The organism is Luteibacter pinisoli (assembly GCF_006385595.1).
Classification (GTDB): Bacteria; Pseudomonadota; Gammaproteobacteria; order Xanthomonadales; family Rhodanobacteraceae; genus Luteibacter; species Luteibacter pinisoli.
On record NZ_CP041046.1, the window covers coordinates 2514570 to 2527941 of the forward strand.

19 protein-coding genes are annotated in these 13372 nt (G+C 65.3%); 11 read left to right on the forward strand and 8 right to left on the reverse strand.

Features of this window, described 5'->3' with window-relative positions; genetic code table 11:
- The first annotated feature begins 94 nt into the window (after positions 1-94).
- The gene (locus FIV34_RS11385) at positions 95-1315 is read left to right on the forward strand and encodes a serine hydrolase domain-containing protein (protein WP_139982799.1); all 1221 of its coding nucleotides are present in this window, start codon (positions 95-97) and stop codon (positions 1313-1315) included.
- 237 nt (positions 1316-1552) lie between these two features.
- A complete protein-coding gene (locus FIV34_RS11390) occupies positions 1553-2056 on the forward strand; it encodes a hypothetical protein (RefSeq protein ID WP_139982801.1) in 504 nt (167 codons plus the stop codon).
- A gap of 242 nt (positions 2057-2298) precedes the next feature.
- Here FIV34_RS11390 and FIV34_RS11400 read toward each other — a convergent pair whose 3' ends face one another.
- The 6 genes from FIV34_RS11400 to FIV34_RS11425 form a co-directional block, all read right to left on the reverse strand.
- The gene (locus FIV34_RS11400; protein ID WP_139982804.1) at positions 2299-2607 is read right to left on the reverse strand and encodes a hypothetical protein; all 309 of its coding nucleotides are present in this window, start codon (positions 2605-2607) and stop codon (positions 2299-2301) included.
- A gap of 12 nt (positions 2608-2619) precedes the next feature.
- Positions 2620-2958: an Imm40 family immunity protein gene (gene imm40, locus FIV34_RS11405; RefSeq protein ID WP_139982806.1), complete on the reverse strand. Its 339-nt coding sequence runs from the start codon at positions 2956-2958 to the stop codon at positions 2620-2622.
- 61 nt (positions 2959-3019) lie between these two features.
- On the reverse strand, positions 3020-3466 hold the full coding sequence (locus FIV34_RS11410) for a hypothetical protein (RefSeq protein ID WP_139982808.1): 447 nt from the start codon (positions 3464-3466) through the stop codon (positions 3020-3022).
- A 33-nt stretch (positions 3467-3499) separates the two neighbouring features.
- Positions 3500-3763 carry a hypothetical protein gene (locus tag FIV34_RS11415; protein ID WP_139982810.1) on the reverse strand — a complete coding sequence of 88 codons (264 nt, stop codon included), beginning with the start codon at positions 3761-3763 and terminating at the stop codon, positions 3500-3502.
- Positions 3764-3865: 102 nt separating this feature from the next.
- Positions 3866-5293, reverse strand: coding sequence for an alpha/beta fold hydrolase (locus FIV34_RS11420; RefSeq protein ID WP_139982812.1), 1428 nt, complete (start codon positions 5291-5293; stop codon positions 3866-3868).
- Between the two features lie 119 nt (positions 5294-5412).
- Entirely contained in the window at positions 5413-5982 is a 570-nt protein-coding gene (locus FIV34_RS11425; protein WP_139982814.1) for a cytochrome P460 family protein, read from the reverse strand.
- Between the two features lie 76 nt (positions 5983-6058).
- Between FIV34_RS11425 and FIV34_RS11430 the strand changes: the two genes are divergently transcribed.
- Positions 6059-7030 carry an AraC family transcriptional regulator gene (locus FIV34_RS11430; protein WP_170207596.1) on the forward strand — a complete coding sequence of 324 codons (972 nt, stop codon included), beginning with the start codon at positions 6059-6061 and terminating at the stop codon, positions 7028-7030.
- Positions 7031-7068: 38 nt separating this feature from the next.
- A complete protein-coding gene (locus FIV34_RS11435; protein WP_139982818.1) occupies positions 7069-7686 on the forward strand; it encodes a cytochrome P460 family protein in 618 nt (205 codons plus the stop codon).
- Positions 7687-7696: 10 nt separating this feature from the next.
- On the opposite strand, the gene FIV34_RS11440 is transcribed toward FIV34_RS11435, so the two are convergent.
- On the reverse strand, positions 7697-8338 hold the full coding sequence (locus FIV34_RS11440; RefSeq protein ID WP_139982820.1) for a DUF1109 domain-containing protein: 642 nt from the start codon (positions 8336-8338) through the stop codon (positions 7697-7699).
- Complete coding sequence (locus FIV34_RS11445; protein WP_139982822.1) at positions 8335-8886, reverse strand: sigma-70 family RNA polymerase sigma factor; 552 nt, start codon at positions 8884-8886, stop codon at positions 8335-8337. Before FIV34_RS11445 ends, FIV34_RS11440 begins: the two co-directional genes overlap by 4 nt.
- A gap of 108 nt (positions 8887-8994) precedes the next feature.
- On the opposite strand from FIV34_RS11445, the gene FIV34_RS11450 reads away from it, so the two are divergent.
- The 7 genes from FIV34_RS11450 (at position 8995) to FIV34_RS11480 (ending at position 13303) form a co-directional block, all read left to right on the forward strand.
- Complete coding sequence (locus tag FIV34_RS11450; protein WP_139982824.1) at positions 8995-9276, forward strand: BufA1 family periplasmic bufferin-type metallophore; 282 nt, start codon at positions 8995-8997, stop codon at positions 9274-9276.
- Positions 9277-9282: 6 nt separating this feature from the next.
- Positions 9283-10125 (forward strand): MNIO family bufferin maturase, encoded by an 843-nt coding sequence (bufB, locus tag FIV34_RS11455; RefSeq protein WP_139982826.1) that lies wholly within the window; start codon positions 9283-9285, stop codon positions 10123-10125.
- 19 nt (positions 10126-10144) lie between these two features.
- On the forward strand, positions 10145-10843 hold the full coding sequence (locus FIV34_RS11460) for an HvfC/BufC family peptide modification chaperone (protein ID WP_170207597.1): 699 nt from the start codon (positions 10145-10147) through the stop codon (positions 10841-10843).
- Between the two features lie 14 nt (positions 10844-10857).
- Positions 10858-11328: a DoxX family protein gene (locus tag FIV34_RS11465; RefSeq protein WP_139982830.1), complete on the forward strand. Its 471-nt coding sequence runs from the start codon at positions 10858-10860 to the stop codon at positions 11326-11328.
- Between the two features lie 94 nt (positions 11329-11422).
- On the forward strand, positions 11423-11692 hold the full coding sequence (bufA2, locus tag FIV34_RS11470) for a BufA2 family periplasmic bufferin-type metallophore (protein ID WP_139982832.1): 270 nt from the start codon (positions 11423-11425) through the stop codon (positions 11690-11692).
- A gap of 46 nt (positions 11693-11738) precedes the next feature.
- Positions 11739-12572 (forward strand): MNIO family bufferin maturase, encoded by an 834-nt coding sequence (gene bufB / locus FIV34_RS11475; protein WP_139982834.1) that lies wholly within the window; start codon positions 11739-11741, stop codon positions 12570-12572.
- Positions 12572-13303, forward strand: coding sequence for an HvfC/BufC N-terminal domain-containing protein (locus tag FIV34_RS11480; protein ID WP_139982836.1), 732 nt, complete (start codon positions 12572-12574; stop codon positions 13301-13303). Before bufB (FIV34_RS11475) ends, FIV34_RS11480 begins: the two co-directional genes overlap by 1 nt.
- The last annotated feature ends 69 nt before the right edge of the window (positions 13304-13372 follow it).

Here is a 13372-nt window from a genome sequence, read left to right on the forward strand (position 1 = left end):
AACCGCCCTGTCGTGCACCCCGCCATGGCGAGTGGCCCATTGACAGGTTTCGGCGTGCCACTTAGCGTCTCCAGCCTGTCCAAGGAGTGACTTGATGCGCAACGTGCTTGCCGTAGCCCTGATGGGCTTCTTCGTTACCGCGCCGGCCTTCGCCGCGCCCTCCTCCCCTTCGCAAAAGACTGCCCTCGCCGAACTGCTCAAACGCAGTGAGGCTACGCACAGCGATGCCATGGTGATCTGGCAGGACGGGCACGAAATCGGCCATTACTACAAAGGCGGAAAGGCACCGGGGCCGATCGAACTGATGTCGGTGACGAAGTCCGTGGTGGCCCTCGGCATCGCGCAGTTGGTGGCGGACGGAAAGATAAAGTCCTTCGACCAGCCGGTCGCCGACTTCTACCCGGAATGGCTGCAAGGCCAGAAGGCCACGATCACCCTCCGCATGCTGATGAACCACACGTCCGGCATGCAGAACTTCCCGCGGACGGATGTCGAGGTTTATCCGGCGCCGGATGCTATCCAGCTCGCCCTGGCGGCAGAGATTGTCAGCAAACCGGGCACTAATCCGAACTACAACAACAAGGCCGTCAACCTTCTCGCTGGCATCATCGAGAAAGCCTCCGGCAAGCCCATGGACACCTTCTTCAGTGAGGGCCTGTTCAAGCCGATGGGTATTCACCCAGGGCCGTGGGAGAGGGACAAGACCGGCCATCCGTACGCAATGAGTGGTCTTCCTCTTACCGCCGAGGATCTGGGCAAGCTGGGGCAGCTGATCCTCGATAAGGGTCAGTGGCAGGGAAAGCAGCTGTTGCCCGCCGCCATGGTCGATGAGCTTCTGAAGCCGCAGCACGACGATGAGATGGGGCTCCTGTGGTGGCGCGACCCGGCCTATCAACACTTCGACTACGCCCCTGCCTCGATGGACCGGCTGCGCAAGAGCGGCGTGTCGGAAGGTACGATAGCCAAGCTTCAAAAGGGCCTTCAGGGAACCCACTTCGACGACGGCGCCAGTGCACGCGAAGGCGTGGTCAAGGCTCTCGGACCTGATGGCAAGACGATTCTGAAGGACGAACTCGTTAGCAGGGGTATCGGCCCCTACGCGCTTTTCAAGATGACCACAGGCCCGGCCGTCTCATTCTCGGGGAACGGCGATGGTGGCCAGTACGTCGTTGTAGTGCCTTCGGCAAAGATCGTTGCCGTCCGGCAGATCGATGCAGGTAGCGACGATGAGCAGCCCGATGAGGGATTCCCTGATTTCGGTCAGCGTGTCATGGATGTCGCTGGGCCTTCGGCGAAATCGCTGGGTCTCAAGTAAAAGCGACTCGCCGAAACCGTGCACCGCTCGCCGTGCGGCCGGCCGTCCGCTTCGCTAAGATGGCCCATCGGCCGCTGGTGCGGTCTTGACCTTGGAGCCATGGATGATGCCCCGATGATGCGAACGATCGCCGCGTTCGCCGGCCTATCTACTGCGTTGCTGATGGCGTGTGCCACGCCAGCCAGCGAGACGTCACCCGTCGCCCCGCTAAGTCCTCATGCTGCAAAGGGCCATCCCATGAACGCTGCCGCTTCGCCGGCGCTGCTGCCCGGGGCGCGCGACGCCGGGGCGCGTGTGCTTAGTTTCCTGTCCAACGCCCCGTCGACGGCGGCATTCACTCCCGCCGGCATCGGCAAGGCGATGGACGTCACGCTGGGCCCGGACCCCAATAACGAGCCCGGCTGGGCCGTTTATCACAGCCCTGACCTGGGCCACGGCTGGACCTACTGGGTTCAGTTCGCCGCGGGCGAGGCCACGTTGAAGCCCGGGTTCCGCTTCTGGTTTGATCATCCCGATCGCGCCGCCGACGCCGCTCCCGTGTGCGCGCTGCCGCTAGACCAGCTGCGGACGAACCTAACCGCACACGGTTGGATCGAACGATCCGTGGCTTCGGAGATTGGCAGTGTTCTGGCGATCGAGTTTTCGAAAGCCGACATGGTCCTGGCGCTGAGTGCGCGCGACGGCGCAGATGTGCATGGCACCTCGTGCGTGTTGTCACTGAGAACCGCCGACGGGCGCTGACTGAAAAGCTGCCCACCCTCAGCCGCCGTCAGTTCTTGGCCGGTGCCGACATCACACCATCAATCCATTTGGCATACGGCAAAGCGGATGGCGGCGCGTCAAGTCGATAGGAGACATAGCGGTCGTCCGCAGCGACGATGACGTTGAAGGCCCGGCGCAACACGGTCCGATGCGAGCTACCGGGCTCCTGGCCCTCGTGCTGACATTACATCCTAGCCAGGCCAAAACCTACGGAACGACACCTAGCGCGTGCCAGCACCCGGGAGGACGAGCACGGCCAACAGAACGAAAGGCCACAGCCACAGCATGATGCGCGCAATCCATAACCTCCACTTCAAGGGAGTCGGATAGGCCGGCTTTGGCAAGCTCATGGTCAGAAGGATCTGCAAGATCGCGAACGAGTTTCCCGCCCGCGCGTGCCACGTGGGCCGGGTCCATCGCCCGGCGTACTCCGGATCAACATCCATGACTCGTCCGATGAGTCCTCGTGCCATGACGTAATACACAAAGCCATAGATCACTGCCAAAAAGGCGGCGATGGTCGGTGACATGCGATAACCCTCTCAGTCCTTCACCACGAGTGCAAACATTGCCTGCCGTCCATCCGGTGCAGTGAACGCGTTGATGTAAGCCCTGCTTTCCGCTGCCGCACGCGCCGCCCACGCGGTGTCACTTTCTTCAGGAAGGCTTTTCGAGGACCAGCTCGCCAGTGCAGAGGATAGCTGCTCACCGACCTTGAACAGCACGTCGCCACCGAGGATGACTCGACCTGCTTCCTCGAGCATTTCGACGCCAGCCAACGCGTCTTCCCTGGACAAGGCGATGTCGGCGACGCCATGTGACTCCCACAACTCAATCCCTCGTTGCCGGAGCAGCTCAGTGAAGTCATCCGGAAGCGTCATGGCGTGCCCTCCATTGTCTAATCAAGCAATGCGATGCCAAGGCGCTTCTGAATCATCCAGGTTAGCCACCGTCGATGGTTTCGGATGTTTGATACGGGCGGGCCCGCATCACTCGCGAGAACACATACCCCCAGGCCGCGCCAAGTACCCCAGCGACGATACCGAACATGAAGAAAGGGGACCAACCCGCGAGATCGTTCTCTGAAAATCTATCAGCGAACGTCGGCCACCAGATCGCGATGGACGCCGCCAGCGCACAAAGGATGCCGACCGCACAATAGGCCCAGGCCGAACGCAGACGCGCCCAGCGGACGAGCAGATACAGCGGCACCCCAGGAACCAGGGCTGCCGCGTAACTCAATGGCAGCACAATCATGGACATCCACAGCCCCTCACCGAGCCGCCCGCCACAGACGGCGATCAGCATAAAAACAGCGGTGGGGGTAAGCGGCGCGAGCAAAAACGCCGTGATGACCCGGTGCCTGCCGAACGGTTCTAGTCGCTGCATCCAGTGCTTATACCGGATCCAGCGTACGGCCCGCTACTCGAAATCCGGAATCTCAGACGCCCGATCCCGCGAACATGACGCACACACCGTGTCGTCCAGATTCACCGGCACGAAATAGGTGGTGTCTGGGGTGAATGCGCCCGGCGTGGGCCCCTTCCTCGGCGGGCGTGAGTCGCCCGCATTGAAGATTTCCGCCAGCTGCGCCGGCGTGAGTTCCGGCATGCCGGTCTCGACGTCCACTGTCTTCAGGCAATCCGTGGCGCTCTGGTCCTTGCACTGGACGGATATCGTGACCATGGCGACCTCCGAAGGAAGGCCTTTCACGCTACGCGCCCCTGCGCCGGATGGCTATCCACCAATGGGATAGGCCATCCGTGCTGCCGTCCGGACCCGTCTGCTTCAGGGTAAAAATCCAGCATCGATCGGCGTGCGCGACAGATGCGCCACCGTGTTGACCAGGGTTTTCGCGGAAGCCGCCAGCGCAATGGCGACGGCCGCCCGCTTGTCGAGTCCTGCGGCCTGCAATGCCGCGACGTCGCTATCGGATACCTGGGTGCGGTTCACCGCGATGGCCGTGGCGAAACGGCGAATGGCTTCCAGGGTGGGATCAGCGAGCGCATCGCCACGACGCAGGGCCTGGACGATCTCGTCCGACGCGCCCAGTTTCTTCGCCAGGGTCGAATGCACGGCAACGCCATACGCAGCAGCGTTCGCGTGACTGGCCGCCACCATCGCCACCTGCTGACCCACGGGGCTCAGGCTCGTCGCCCCCAGGGCTTGCAACATGCCCGCGTAGGCGCCCAGCACCGACGGCTCAACCGCAAGGGCGTAACCCAGGGCCGGGACGAAACCAAACGCACCCGCCAGCCCGTCCAGGTAGGGCTGCGCTCCCTTCGGTGCGGCCTGCGGCCCGAGCGGCCCGAACAAGGCCTGCCCTTGCTTCTGGTCGAGATGGTCCGCCAGGAATCCGCGCACGGCGCCGGCGATCTCATCCAGGTGAGACTCCAGCGGAAAATGCCCGCCATCGACGAACTGCACGTGGGCCGACGGCAGATCCCGGCGGAACGCCTCGGCGCCCGCGGGCAGGAAGAACGGATCGTTCTTGCCCCACACCGCCAGGAAGGGCGGCTTGTGCTGCCGGAAGTAGCTCTGGAAGACCGGATACAGCGCGACATTCGCCTTGTAGTCGCCGAACAGATCCAGCTGGATGTCGTCGCTGCCTTCGCGATTCAGGAAATGCTGGTCGAGCGTGTAGCTCTCCGGCGCAATGAGCGACGTGTCGCTTTCGCCATGCTGGTACTGGAACTGCGTGGTACCCGGTGCCAGGAAGCCGCGAAGGCTCGCCCGGTTCTCGGCACTCGGGTCCTTCCAGTACGCCTGGATCGGATTCCACCCGTCGCTCAGGCCTTCTTCGTACGCGTTGCCGTTCTGCGAAATGATCGCGGTGACCCGCTCCGGCCGGGCCACCGCCAGGCGGAAGCCCGTCGGTGCACCGTAGTCGAACACGTAAAGCGCGTAGCACTTCAGATCCAGCACATCGGTGAACGCCTGGATGATCTGGGCCAGCCGGTCGAACGTATACCGGAACGTCTTCGCGTCCGGTGCATCCGAGAAACCGAAGCCTGGCAGGTCCGGTGCGATCACCCGGTACTTGTCCGACAGGCGGCTGATCAGCCCGCGGTACTGGTGGCTCGAACTCGGGAAGCCGTGCAACAGCAGCACGACCGGCGCGTCCTTATCGCCCGCCTCCCGGTAGAAGACGTTGATCGACGTGGCGGACTCGCGGTCCGGCACGTCGACGGTGTGGTACGAGGTGGGATGGGACATGAGGTTAGCTCCGGGCAGTCACCCGACGGAGGGATATCGCGCGACGGCGTGACGGCGATAACTTGCAAGGGCAACGATCAACGGCGAGGCGCCCCATGAAACAGGTTGAGCCGATCGGGCTACTTGTTCAGCACCGGGTAGCCGCGCACGTAAATCCAATCCTGGTCCTTCGCCGGGACGTGGCAGCCCTGGCAATCGGCGTGGTAGTTGGTGGACGTGGTCTTCATCGAGTCGCCGGCATCGAACCACGACCAGCCCCATCCATCGCCCCAGAGCGCATTCTTCGGGTGGGAGTCCTTGCTGTCCTTGATCATCACGAACCAGCCCTTCAGCGCCTTCTCGTGACTGACCGCCGCGCCCGTGGTCATCGGCTCGGTGGCCGCCTCGTAAACCTCCTTGACCAGCACCGTGCCGTCGGGGAATTTCCCATCCTTCTTGTAGCCGGCCACCGCACCGGGCGAGACAAACACGGCGTGCAACTGGTCCGCACCCGGCTTCTGTCCCGCCACCGACCAGGTGCCGAGATACTCGTAGGTCGCGTGGTAGTTCTTCGGCACATGGATCGTGCCGGTGCTGTCACTGGCGGCGTCCGCTGTGCTCTTGGCGGGCGTGGCAGCCAGCGATGCGCCGCTGAGCAAAAGCATGCTGGCGAACGAGGCACTCATAAGCATGTGACGAATGACGGTCATGGCGCAGTCCCTGTGGATCAAGCCCGAATCGAGGCCTCAGCGTATGACTGCCGCCGATGCCGGGGGTCCTGAGAACATGGCTCACCGTCCGCCAATCAACGTCAACGACGAAGGCCTGGAGCAGATCCTGCGTTTCCTGCAGGTGCGGCCGGCGACGTTTGTCGAGTCGCGCATCGCGGCCGGCCGGCACAAGGAACTCGCGCCGCTGGGCACGGTGTCCCTGCATTGCTGCGTCTCGGGGGCGGGGTCGGCACGATCCGGCCACCTGATGTCCGCGTCGCTGATGCCAGGCACCTTCATCGTGGCGCCGCCTGGGCAGTGCATCCGGCTGGGCGCCGCCGACGCCGACGTTTACCTCAGTGATCCACGTGCCCGACGCCGGCTGACGGTGATCTCCGCGTACATGCACGTCACGTGCGACGCCCTGGGCAATCCGTTTGCATTCCTCGAGCAGCCTGCGGTCATCGATCCCTCGCAGGGCCGCCCCTTGCTCGCCACGATGCAGCACGTGATGCACGAGGTGCGAAACCCCGGCCTGGGTACCGAAGTGCTGACCAGCATCCTGCTCAAGCAGGTGCTGATCGTGTGCTTCCGCGCCCTGGCCGGCTCGCGGCATGCGTGGCTCACCCACCTGGCCTTCTCGCACGACCGCAACATCGCGCGCGCGTACGCGGCGATGGCATCGCGCCCCGGGGACGACCACTCGGTGGCCTCGCTGTCGCAGGTGGCAAGCCTCAGCCGATCCGCCTTCATGGCGCGCTTCGCCAACGTGGTGGGTTGTGCGCCCATGGCCGCCTTGCGACAGCTGCGCATGCGCCGCGCTGCCGACCTGCTAGCCTCGAAATCGTTGTCGCTCGACCACGTGGCACGCATGGTGGGCTACCGGAGCAGCAGCAGCTTCTGCCGTGCGTTCTACAGCGTGCTCGGACGCGAGCCACGTGCGCCTCACCCCGCACTGCCCGAGGTACACGCGTACGTGGACTCTGGGACGTACTTGCAAGACCCCATGCAAGAACATGCGAGTGACCATGAACCAGCGTGGCCTTGAAGTTCCCTTCCCTACCCGGCTACGCGGAAGGAGGTCACATGAAAACGTCCACCGGTCGAACCGTCGTTCTGCTCGGCGGCGCGACCATCCTGGCCGCGCTCACGGCGCTGGCCTTCGCCAGCTCCCCCGCGACGAGTCCCGACGGCAGCACGAAGCGTTACCTGCCGGAATACACGCCATCGGGCGAACTCATCCTGCCCAAGAATTTCGAGAAGTGGGTGTTTGTCGGCTCGCCACTGACGCCTAACGCGCTCAATAACGGCAAGGCGGGATTCCCGGAGTATCACAACGTCTACATCGAGCCGGTGTCGTACGAGATCTACAAGAAGACCGGCGAGTTTCCGGAAGGGACGATCTTCTACAAGGAACTGCAGTTGACCCTCCCCGCGCAGAACCCCGACGGATCGCGTACCGAGCCCTCAGGCCGTGGCTACTTCCCCGGCGCGCTCAACGGCGCGGACGTTACCGTGAAGGACACCAAGCGCTACAAGGACACCGGCGGCTGGGGCTATTACAACTTCAACCACCACGAGCCCAAGGCCCCCACCGCCAAGCTACGCCCGGTCGGCGAGTGCGCGTATTGCCACATGGCCAGCGCCAAGAAGGACGAAGTGTGGACGCAGTTTTATCCGCGCCTGGATACGCCCAAGCCGTGACGCTCTCGCTTTACCAGCGCAGCACTCGCGGGCCTAGCAAGGCCCCCAGTGCTGCGGGCGCGAGCATGCCGAGCAGGTACCAGACCGACCAGAACGGCGGGGCCATCTCCGGGCAGTGCAGGCAATAAGCCACCGCCGCGGTAGCGCCGGCTAGCATCCCCGCCGATGCCCCCGCCAGCCGCAGCCGGACCGGGGCCATGCTCCGCACCGCCCAGAGCATGGCGGCGAAGGACGGCAGCGACAGCACGGCAATGATGGTCGAGCAGATCTTCCAGGTATGGCCGAGGATAAGCGGCAGGCGGTCGTCCGCCGGCGCGCCGAGCACGATCACCGCCGAGGCGATCCACGCCGCGGCGATCGGCAGCGAGAGGCCCACCCAGCCGGCGCCCACGGGTACGCCCGGCCGCGACAGCCGCAGCGTCACCACCAACGCGCCCGCGCCCACCGCCACGGCGAAGCCCAGGCGCAGCCAGAAGATCGGCATGGGAATGACTTGCGGCAGATCGGGCCGCACGCCGAGGAACACGGCCATGAGCACGGTGGCCGACGCCAGCCCGCACAGGATCGCGAAGCCGAAGCGGCGCGCGGGTGCACGGCGATCCACGGGTTGCGCCTGGCGGGCCAGCAGGGAAATGAGGTCGTCGGTTTTCATAAGTAACCCCGAATGCGTGATGCGAGTGCCTTCAGGCCACGATGGATGCCTACCTTCACCGCCGACTCGGACAAACCGGTTTGTGCGGCGGCTTCTGTCACGGACAAGCCCTGGATCTTCACCAGCTCAATCGGCAGGCGGTGGCGATCGGGGAGCGTACTAAGCAACTGGCCCAGGTCGCGGCGGGCGTGATCCGGTTCAAGATCCACCACGCCGAACAGGTCCGTTCCGTCCGCGGGGTCGTGCAAGGACTCACGACGCGCATGCGAGCGGTAATAATCCATGAGCTTGTAGCGGGTGATGGCGTAGACCCATGCCGTGAGGGACTGGTCTTCGCGATAGGTGTGCCGGGCGTTGTGCAATGCCAGCAGGGCCTCCTGCAGGATGTCTTCCACATCGGCCGGCGAGCGCGCCAGGCGCGCACGCAGGAATCCACGCAGGTGCCCCGACAGTTCATCGAGGAAATGTCGGTACGCTGCCGCGTCGCCCGCAAGGCCACGCAGGAAGCAGTCCCGCAGCTCCTCTGTATTCGTCGCGGCTCGGGCCATGGTTACACCGGGGAGGAAAAAATCATCGGGCGCACTGTAACCGAATGCCGGGCCGTAGCGAATCCACCTTGAAGCCGGACGCAGCGTCCGGTCCAGGAGCCCAGTCCCATGAACCACCGTCACGTCGCATCGCTCGCCTTCACCGTTGCCGCCCTTGTCGCCGGCGTCAGCCACGCCGATGACAGCAAGCCCGCCGCCAAGCCCGCCGTCGAGAAGTGCTGGGGCGTCGCCAAGGCCGGCCAGAACGATTGCGCCGCTGGCCCCGGCACCACCTGCGCGGGTACCGCCAAGGCCGATTACCAGAAGAATGCGTGGAAGAACGTCCCCGCCGGCACCTGCACCGCCATCAAGACGCCCAAGGGCAACGGCTCGCTGACCAAAGTCGGCTGATCCCCCATGCCGTCCACGCCGATGGCCGGCCTCGGCTTCAAACCGCAACACGCTGACGAGGCCTTGCAGGCCACGGCGACGGGGTTGTGGTTTGAAGTCCACCCGGAAAATTACCTGGTGGACGGCGGCCCGCGGGCGGCGCTGCTGGAAGCGCTGGCCGAACGCTTTCCGCTGTCGTTCCACGGGGTGTCGCTCTCGCTTGCGGGTGCGGCGCCTCCCGACATCGCGCATCTCACCCGGCTGCGGCGCCTGATCGACCGCATCAAGCCGGTGCGCATGTCCGAACACCTGGCATGGTCATCACGCGGGGGCCACTACGTCCCGGACCTCCTGCCGTTCCCGCGGACGGAGGAGGCGCTGTTGCGCGTGGTCGACAACGTCGGCCGCACGCAGGACGCCCTCGGCTGCCAGGTGTCGCTGGAGAATCCGTCGCACTACCTGGCCATCGAAGGCCATGCGTACAGCGAAACGGATTTCCTGGCGGAACTTGTCCGCCGCAGCGGATGCGGCCTCCTTCTCGATATCAATAACGTACACGTCAGCGCGCACAACCTGGGTATCGACGCACGCGCGTACATCGCGTCGTATCCCATGCACGCAGTGACGGAGATCCACGTGGCAGGGCACCGCCCCGACGCGGACGATCCCCGCCTGCTCATCGATTCCCACGATGCGCCCGTGTCGACCCCGGTGTGGTCGCTCTACGCCGAAGCATTGTTGCGCACCGGGCCCGTGCCCACGCTTATCGAGCGTGATGGCGCGGTTCCGTCATTCGCGTCGCTGATGGCCGAGCGGTCGGTCGCCCAGGCGCTTCTGGATGCCGGACGTGAGGTGCTCTGTGACGCTTGATGACTTCCAGGCGTCCTTCATGGACGCGCTATGGCGCGAAGGTGATGACTTCGCGCCCGCGCGCAGCCCTGCCTTTGCCGTCTATCGCAACACCGTGATGAATGGATGCATCGATACGCTCGAAGCCAACTATCCGGCGGTGGCGTGCCTGACGGGCCGTGACTGGTTTCGCGCGGCTGCAGCGCAGTATGCGCAGGCCTTTCCGCTCGCGGATGCGCGCATGGTGCTCTATGGCAGCAGTTTTGCCGCGTTTCTTGAAAGCTTCGAGGCCGCCGCCGACCTCGTCTATCTCGCGGATGTTGCCCGCGTCGATCGCGGCTGGACCGAGAGTTTCGTCGCGGCCGATGCCGTACCGCTGGACGCCGCCGCGCTGCGGCTGATATCGCCGGATGCGCTGGCAGCAACGGTCCTTCGCGTGCACCCGGCCACGCGCGTGGTCGTTTCGCCCTACCCCGTGGCCTCCATCTGGCAAGCCAGCCGGGTGGGCGACCCGGTAGAGGCGGATCTGGCATGGATCCCCGAAGCCGTCCTCGTCACCCGCTGCGACAACACCGTGACCGGCACGACCGTCGACCCGGCCGCGGCGCCGTTCCTGGAGGCATGCGCCCGCGGCGCGACGCTGGAAGACGCCGCGTCGCAGACCGCGGAGCGCTTCCCCGATACCCGACTTGATCTCCTCTTCGCCGACCTGCTGCAGGCCGGCGCGTTTGCCGCCTGAAACAGGACTTCACCATGCACGCGATTGATGCCTCCCACACCGCCGACCGCTCGCTTCGCGCCCGGTGGAACCGCCTGGCCGAGGGGCTCGAACGGCTGATCGGCCATTCGTTCCTGGCGCTGGTCGCCCGCATTTCCATCGCGGCCATCTTTTTCCAGTCCGGTCGCACCAAGGTAGATGGGTTCCTGACCATCACCGAGAGCACGTACGAACTGTTCCGCACCGAATACCGGCTGCCCTTGCTGCCGCCGGAGATCGCCGCGCACATGTCAGCGTACGTGGAGACTTTCGTGCCGATGTTCCTGGTGCTGGGCCTGTTCACGCGCCCCGCCGCGACCATCCTGCTGGGCATGACCACGATCATCGAGATCTTCGTGTACCCCGATGCGTGGCCGACGCACCTGTCGTGGGCGGCGATCCTGCTCTACCTCATCGCGCGTGGCGGTGGCCGCCTGTCGCTCGATCGCGTGCTGGGACTGCGCTGACGCAAACTGTTTTCGCGCAGGTGTAACCCAGACGGCCATGCGAACGAATACCCCTATGCCACTTCGGCACATCCCATCGATTCGGAGAATCACTATGCAGACCGCAACCCACAGCGTCGCCGCAGCAGCCGCCCTCTTCGCCGTCTCCGTCGCCGCCGTCACGGCGCCGGCACAGGCCGCCGACCACGCGGCTGGCAAGACCGTGCATTGCTACGGCATCAACAGCTGTAAGGGTACGTCCGATTGCAAGTCCGGCAACCATGAGTGCAAGGGCCAGAACGAGTGCAAGGGCCAGGGCTTCAAGGCCGTCTCGGTGGCCGAATGCAAGGCGCAGAACGGCAGCACCACGCCGCCGGCCGGCTGATCCAGGTGCCCGGCCGGCGACGGTCGGGCCCTTTTGGCCCTTGGTTATGAATGCAGCACCCTCCCCCTTTCACGGCTTCGGGCTCGGCTTGCGGATTCCGCATTACGCCGCGTTCCTCGACGCGGCCCAACCCGTCGACTTCGTGGAAGTGATCTCCGAGAACTTCATGGTCGACGGTGGCCGGCCGCTGCACGTCCTCACGAAAGTGCGCGAACGCTACCCGGTCGCCCTGCATGGCGTCTCCATGAACATCGGCTCGGCGGATGGCGTGGATCCGGACTATCTGCGTCGGCTGCGCACGCTCGCTAAGCGCATCGATCCGCTGTGGCTGTCCGACCATGTGTCCTGGACCGGCATCGGCGGCGTGCAGGCGCACGACCTCTTGCCGCTGCCATATACCGAAGAAGCGCTCGACATCGTGGCGGCGAATGTGCACGCCGCGCAGGACATCCTCGGCCGCGCGCTGGTGCTCGAGAACCCTTCGACCTACCTGGCGCTGGGCGAGATGAGCGAAGCGGCGTTTCTCGCCGAGCTCTGCCAGCGCACGGGCTGCTTCCTGCTGCTCGACGTCAACAACATCGTCGTCAGCGCCACCAACCACGGGCTGTCGCTCGACGCGTGGCTCGACGGCCTTCCGCTGGAACGCGTACGGCAGGTGCATCTGGCCGGCCATAGCCAGGGCCGCGACATGCTCGTCGACACGCACGATGCCCCCGTACCGGACAGCGTATGGGCACTGTACGCACGGTTCATCGCGCGGCTGGGCGATGTGGCCGTGATGATCGAGCGTGATGACCGCATTCCGCCGCTGGACGAGCTGCTGCTTGAGGTGGCACAGGCGCGTGCGATCGCTGCCCACGCTGCCGAGGTGGCGGCCTGATGCTGGGTGAGTTCCAGCGTACGTTCCTCGCTACCGTGCTGCAGCCGGGCTCGACGACGCACGAGCAACCGGGGATGCGCGTCTACGCCAACAACGTGCACGGCCAGCTGCTGGCGGCGCTGTGCGATACGTACGAGAAGACGCGACGCTGGCTGGGCGAAGAGGCGTTCCAGCAGCACGCGGCGTCGTATATCGCCCGGCACCGGTCCACGTCGTGGACGCTGGACGATTACGGTGACGCCTTCGCGGACCATCTTTCCACGGCCTGCGCGCATACCCCGGAAGTCGGTGAGCTGGCGTGGCTCGACCTTCGGCTGCGTCGCGCATTCTCGGGGTCCGATGCGGCCGGCGTTCGCCTGGAGGCCCTCGATGTGGAGGACTGGGAGCGCGTGGAGTTCGTGTTCGTCCCCACGCTGAGCGTTCGGCTCCTGCATACCAACGCGCCGGCGCTGTGGGCGGGGCTGGCGGCAGGGACCGTCCCTCGGGCGCAGATGGCGTTGCCGGGAAGCGGTGTGCGCGTGTGGCGCCACGGCTGGGAACCCCGATTCCAGAGCATCGGCCACGAGGAGTACGCGTGCCTCGACCTCGCCCTGGCGGGCGCGAGCTTCGGCGAGATGTGCACCTGGCTCGCCTCAGCCGTCGGACCGGACCGCGTGGCCGCGACTGCTGGCAGCCTGCTGCACGCGTGGACGAACGACGGCCTGGTCGTGGCCATCCGCGAACCGCGGTGAGCCTCCGGACCGCCCGCGTCCGGGCCGCCGTTTGAGTACCATGCAGGGGACGATCGCTCCCGAGGCCCT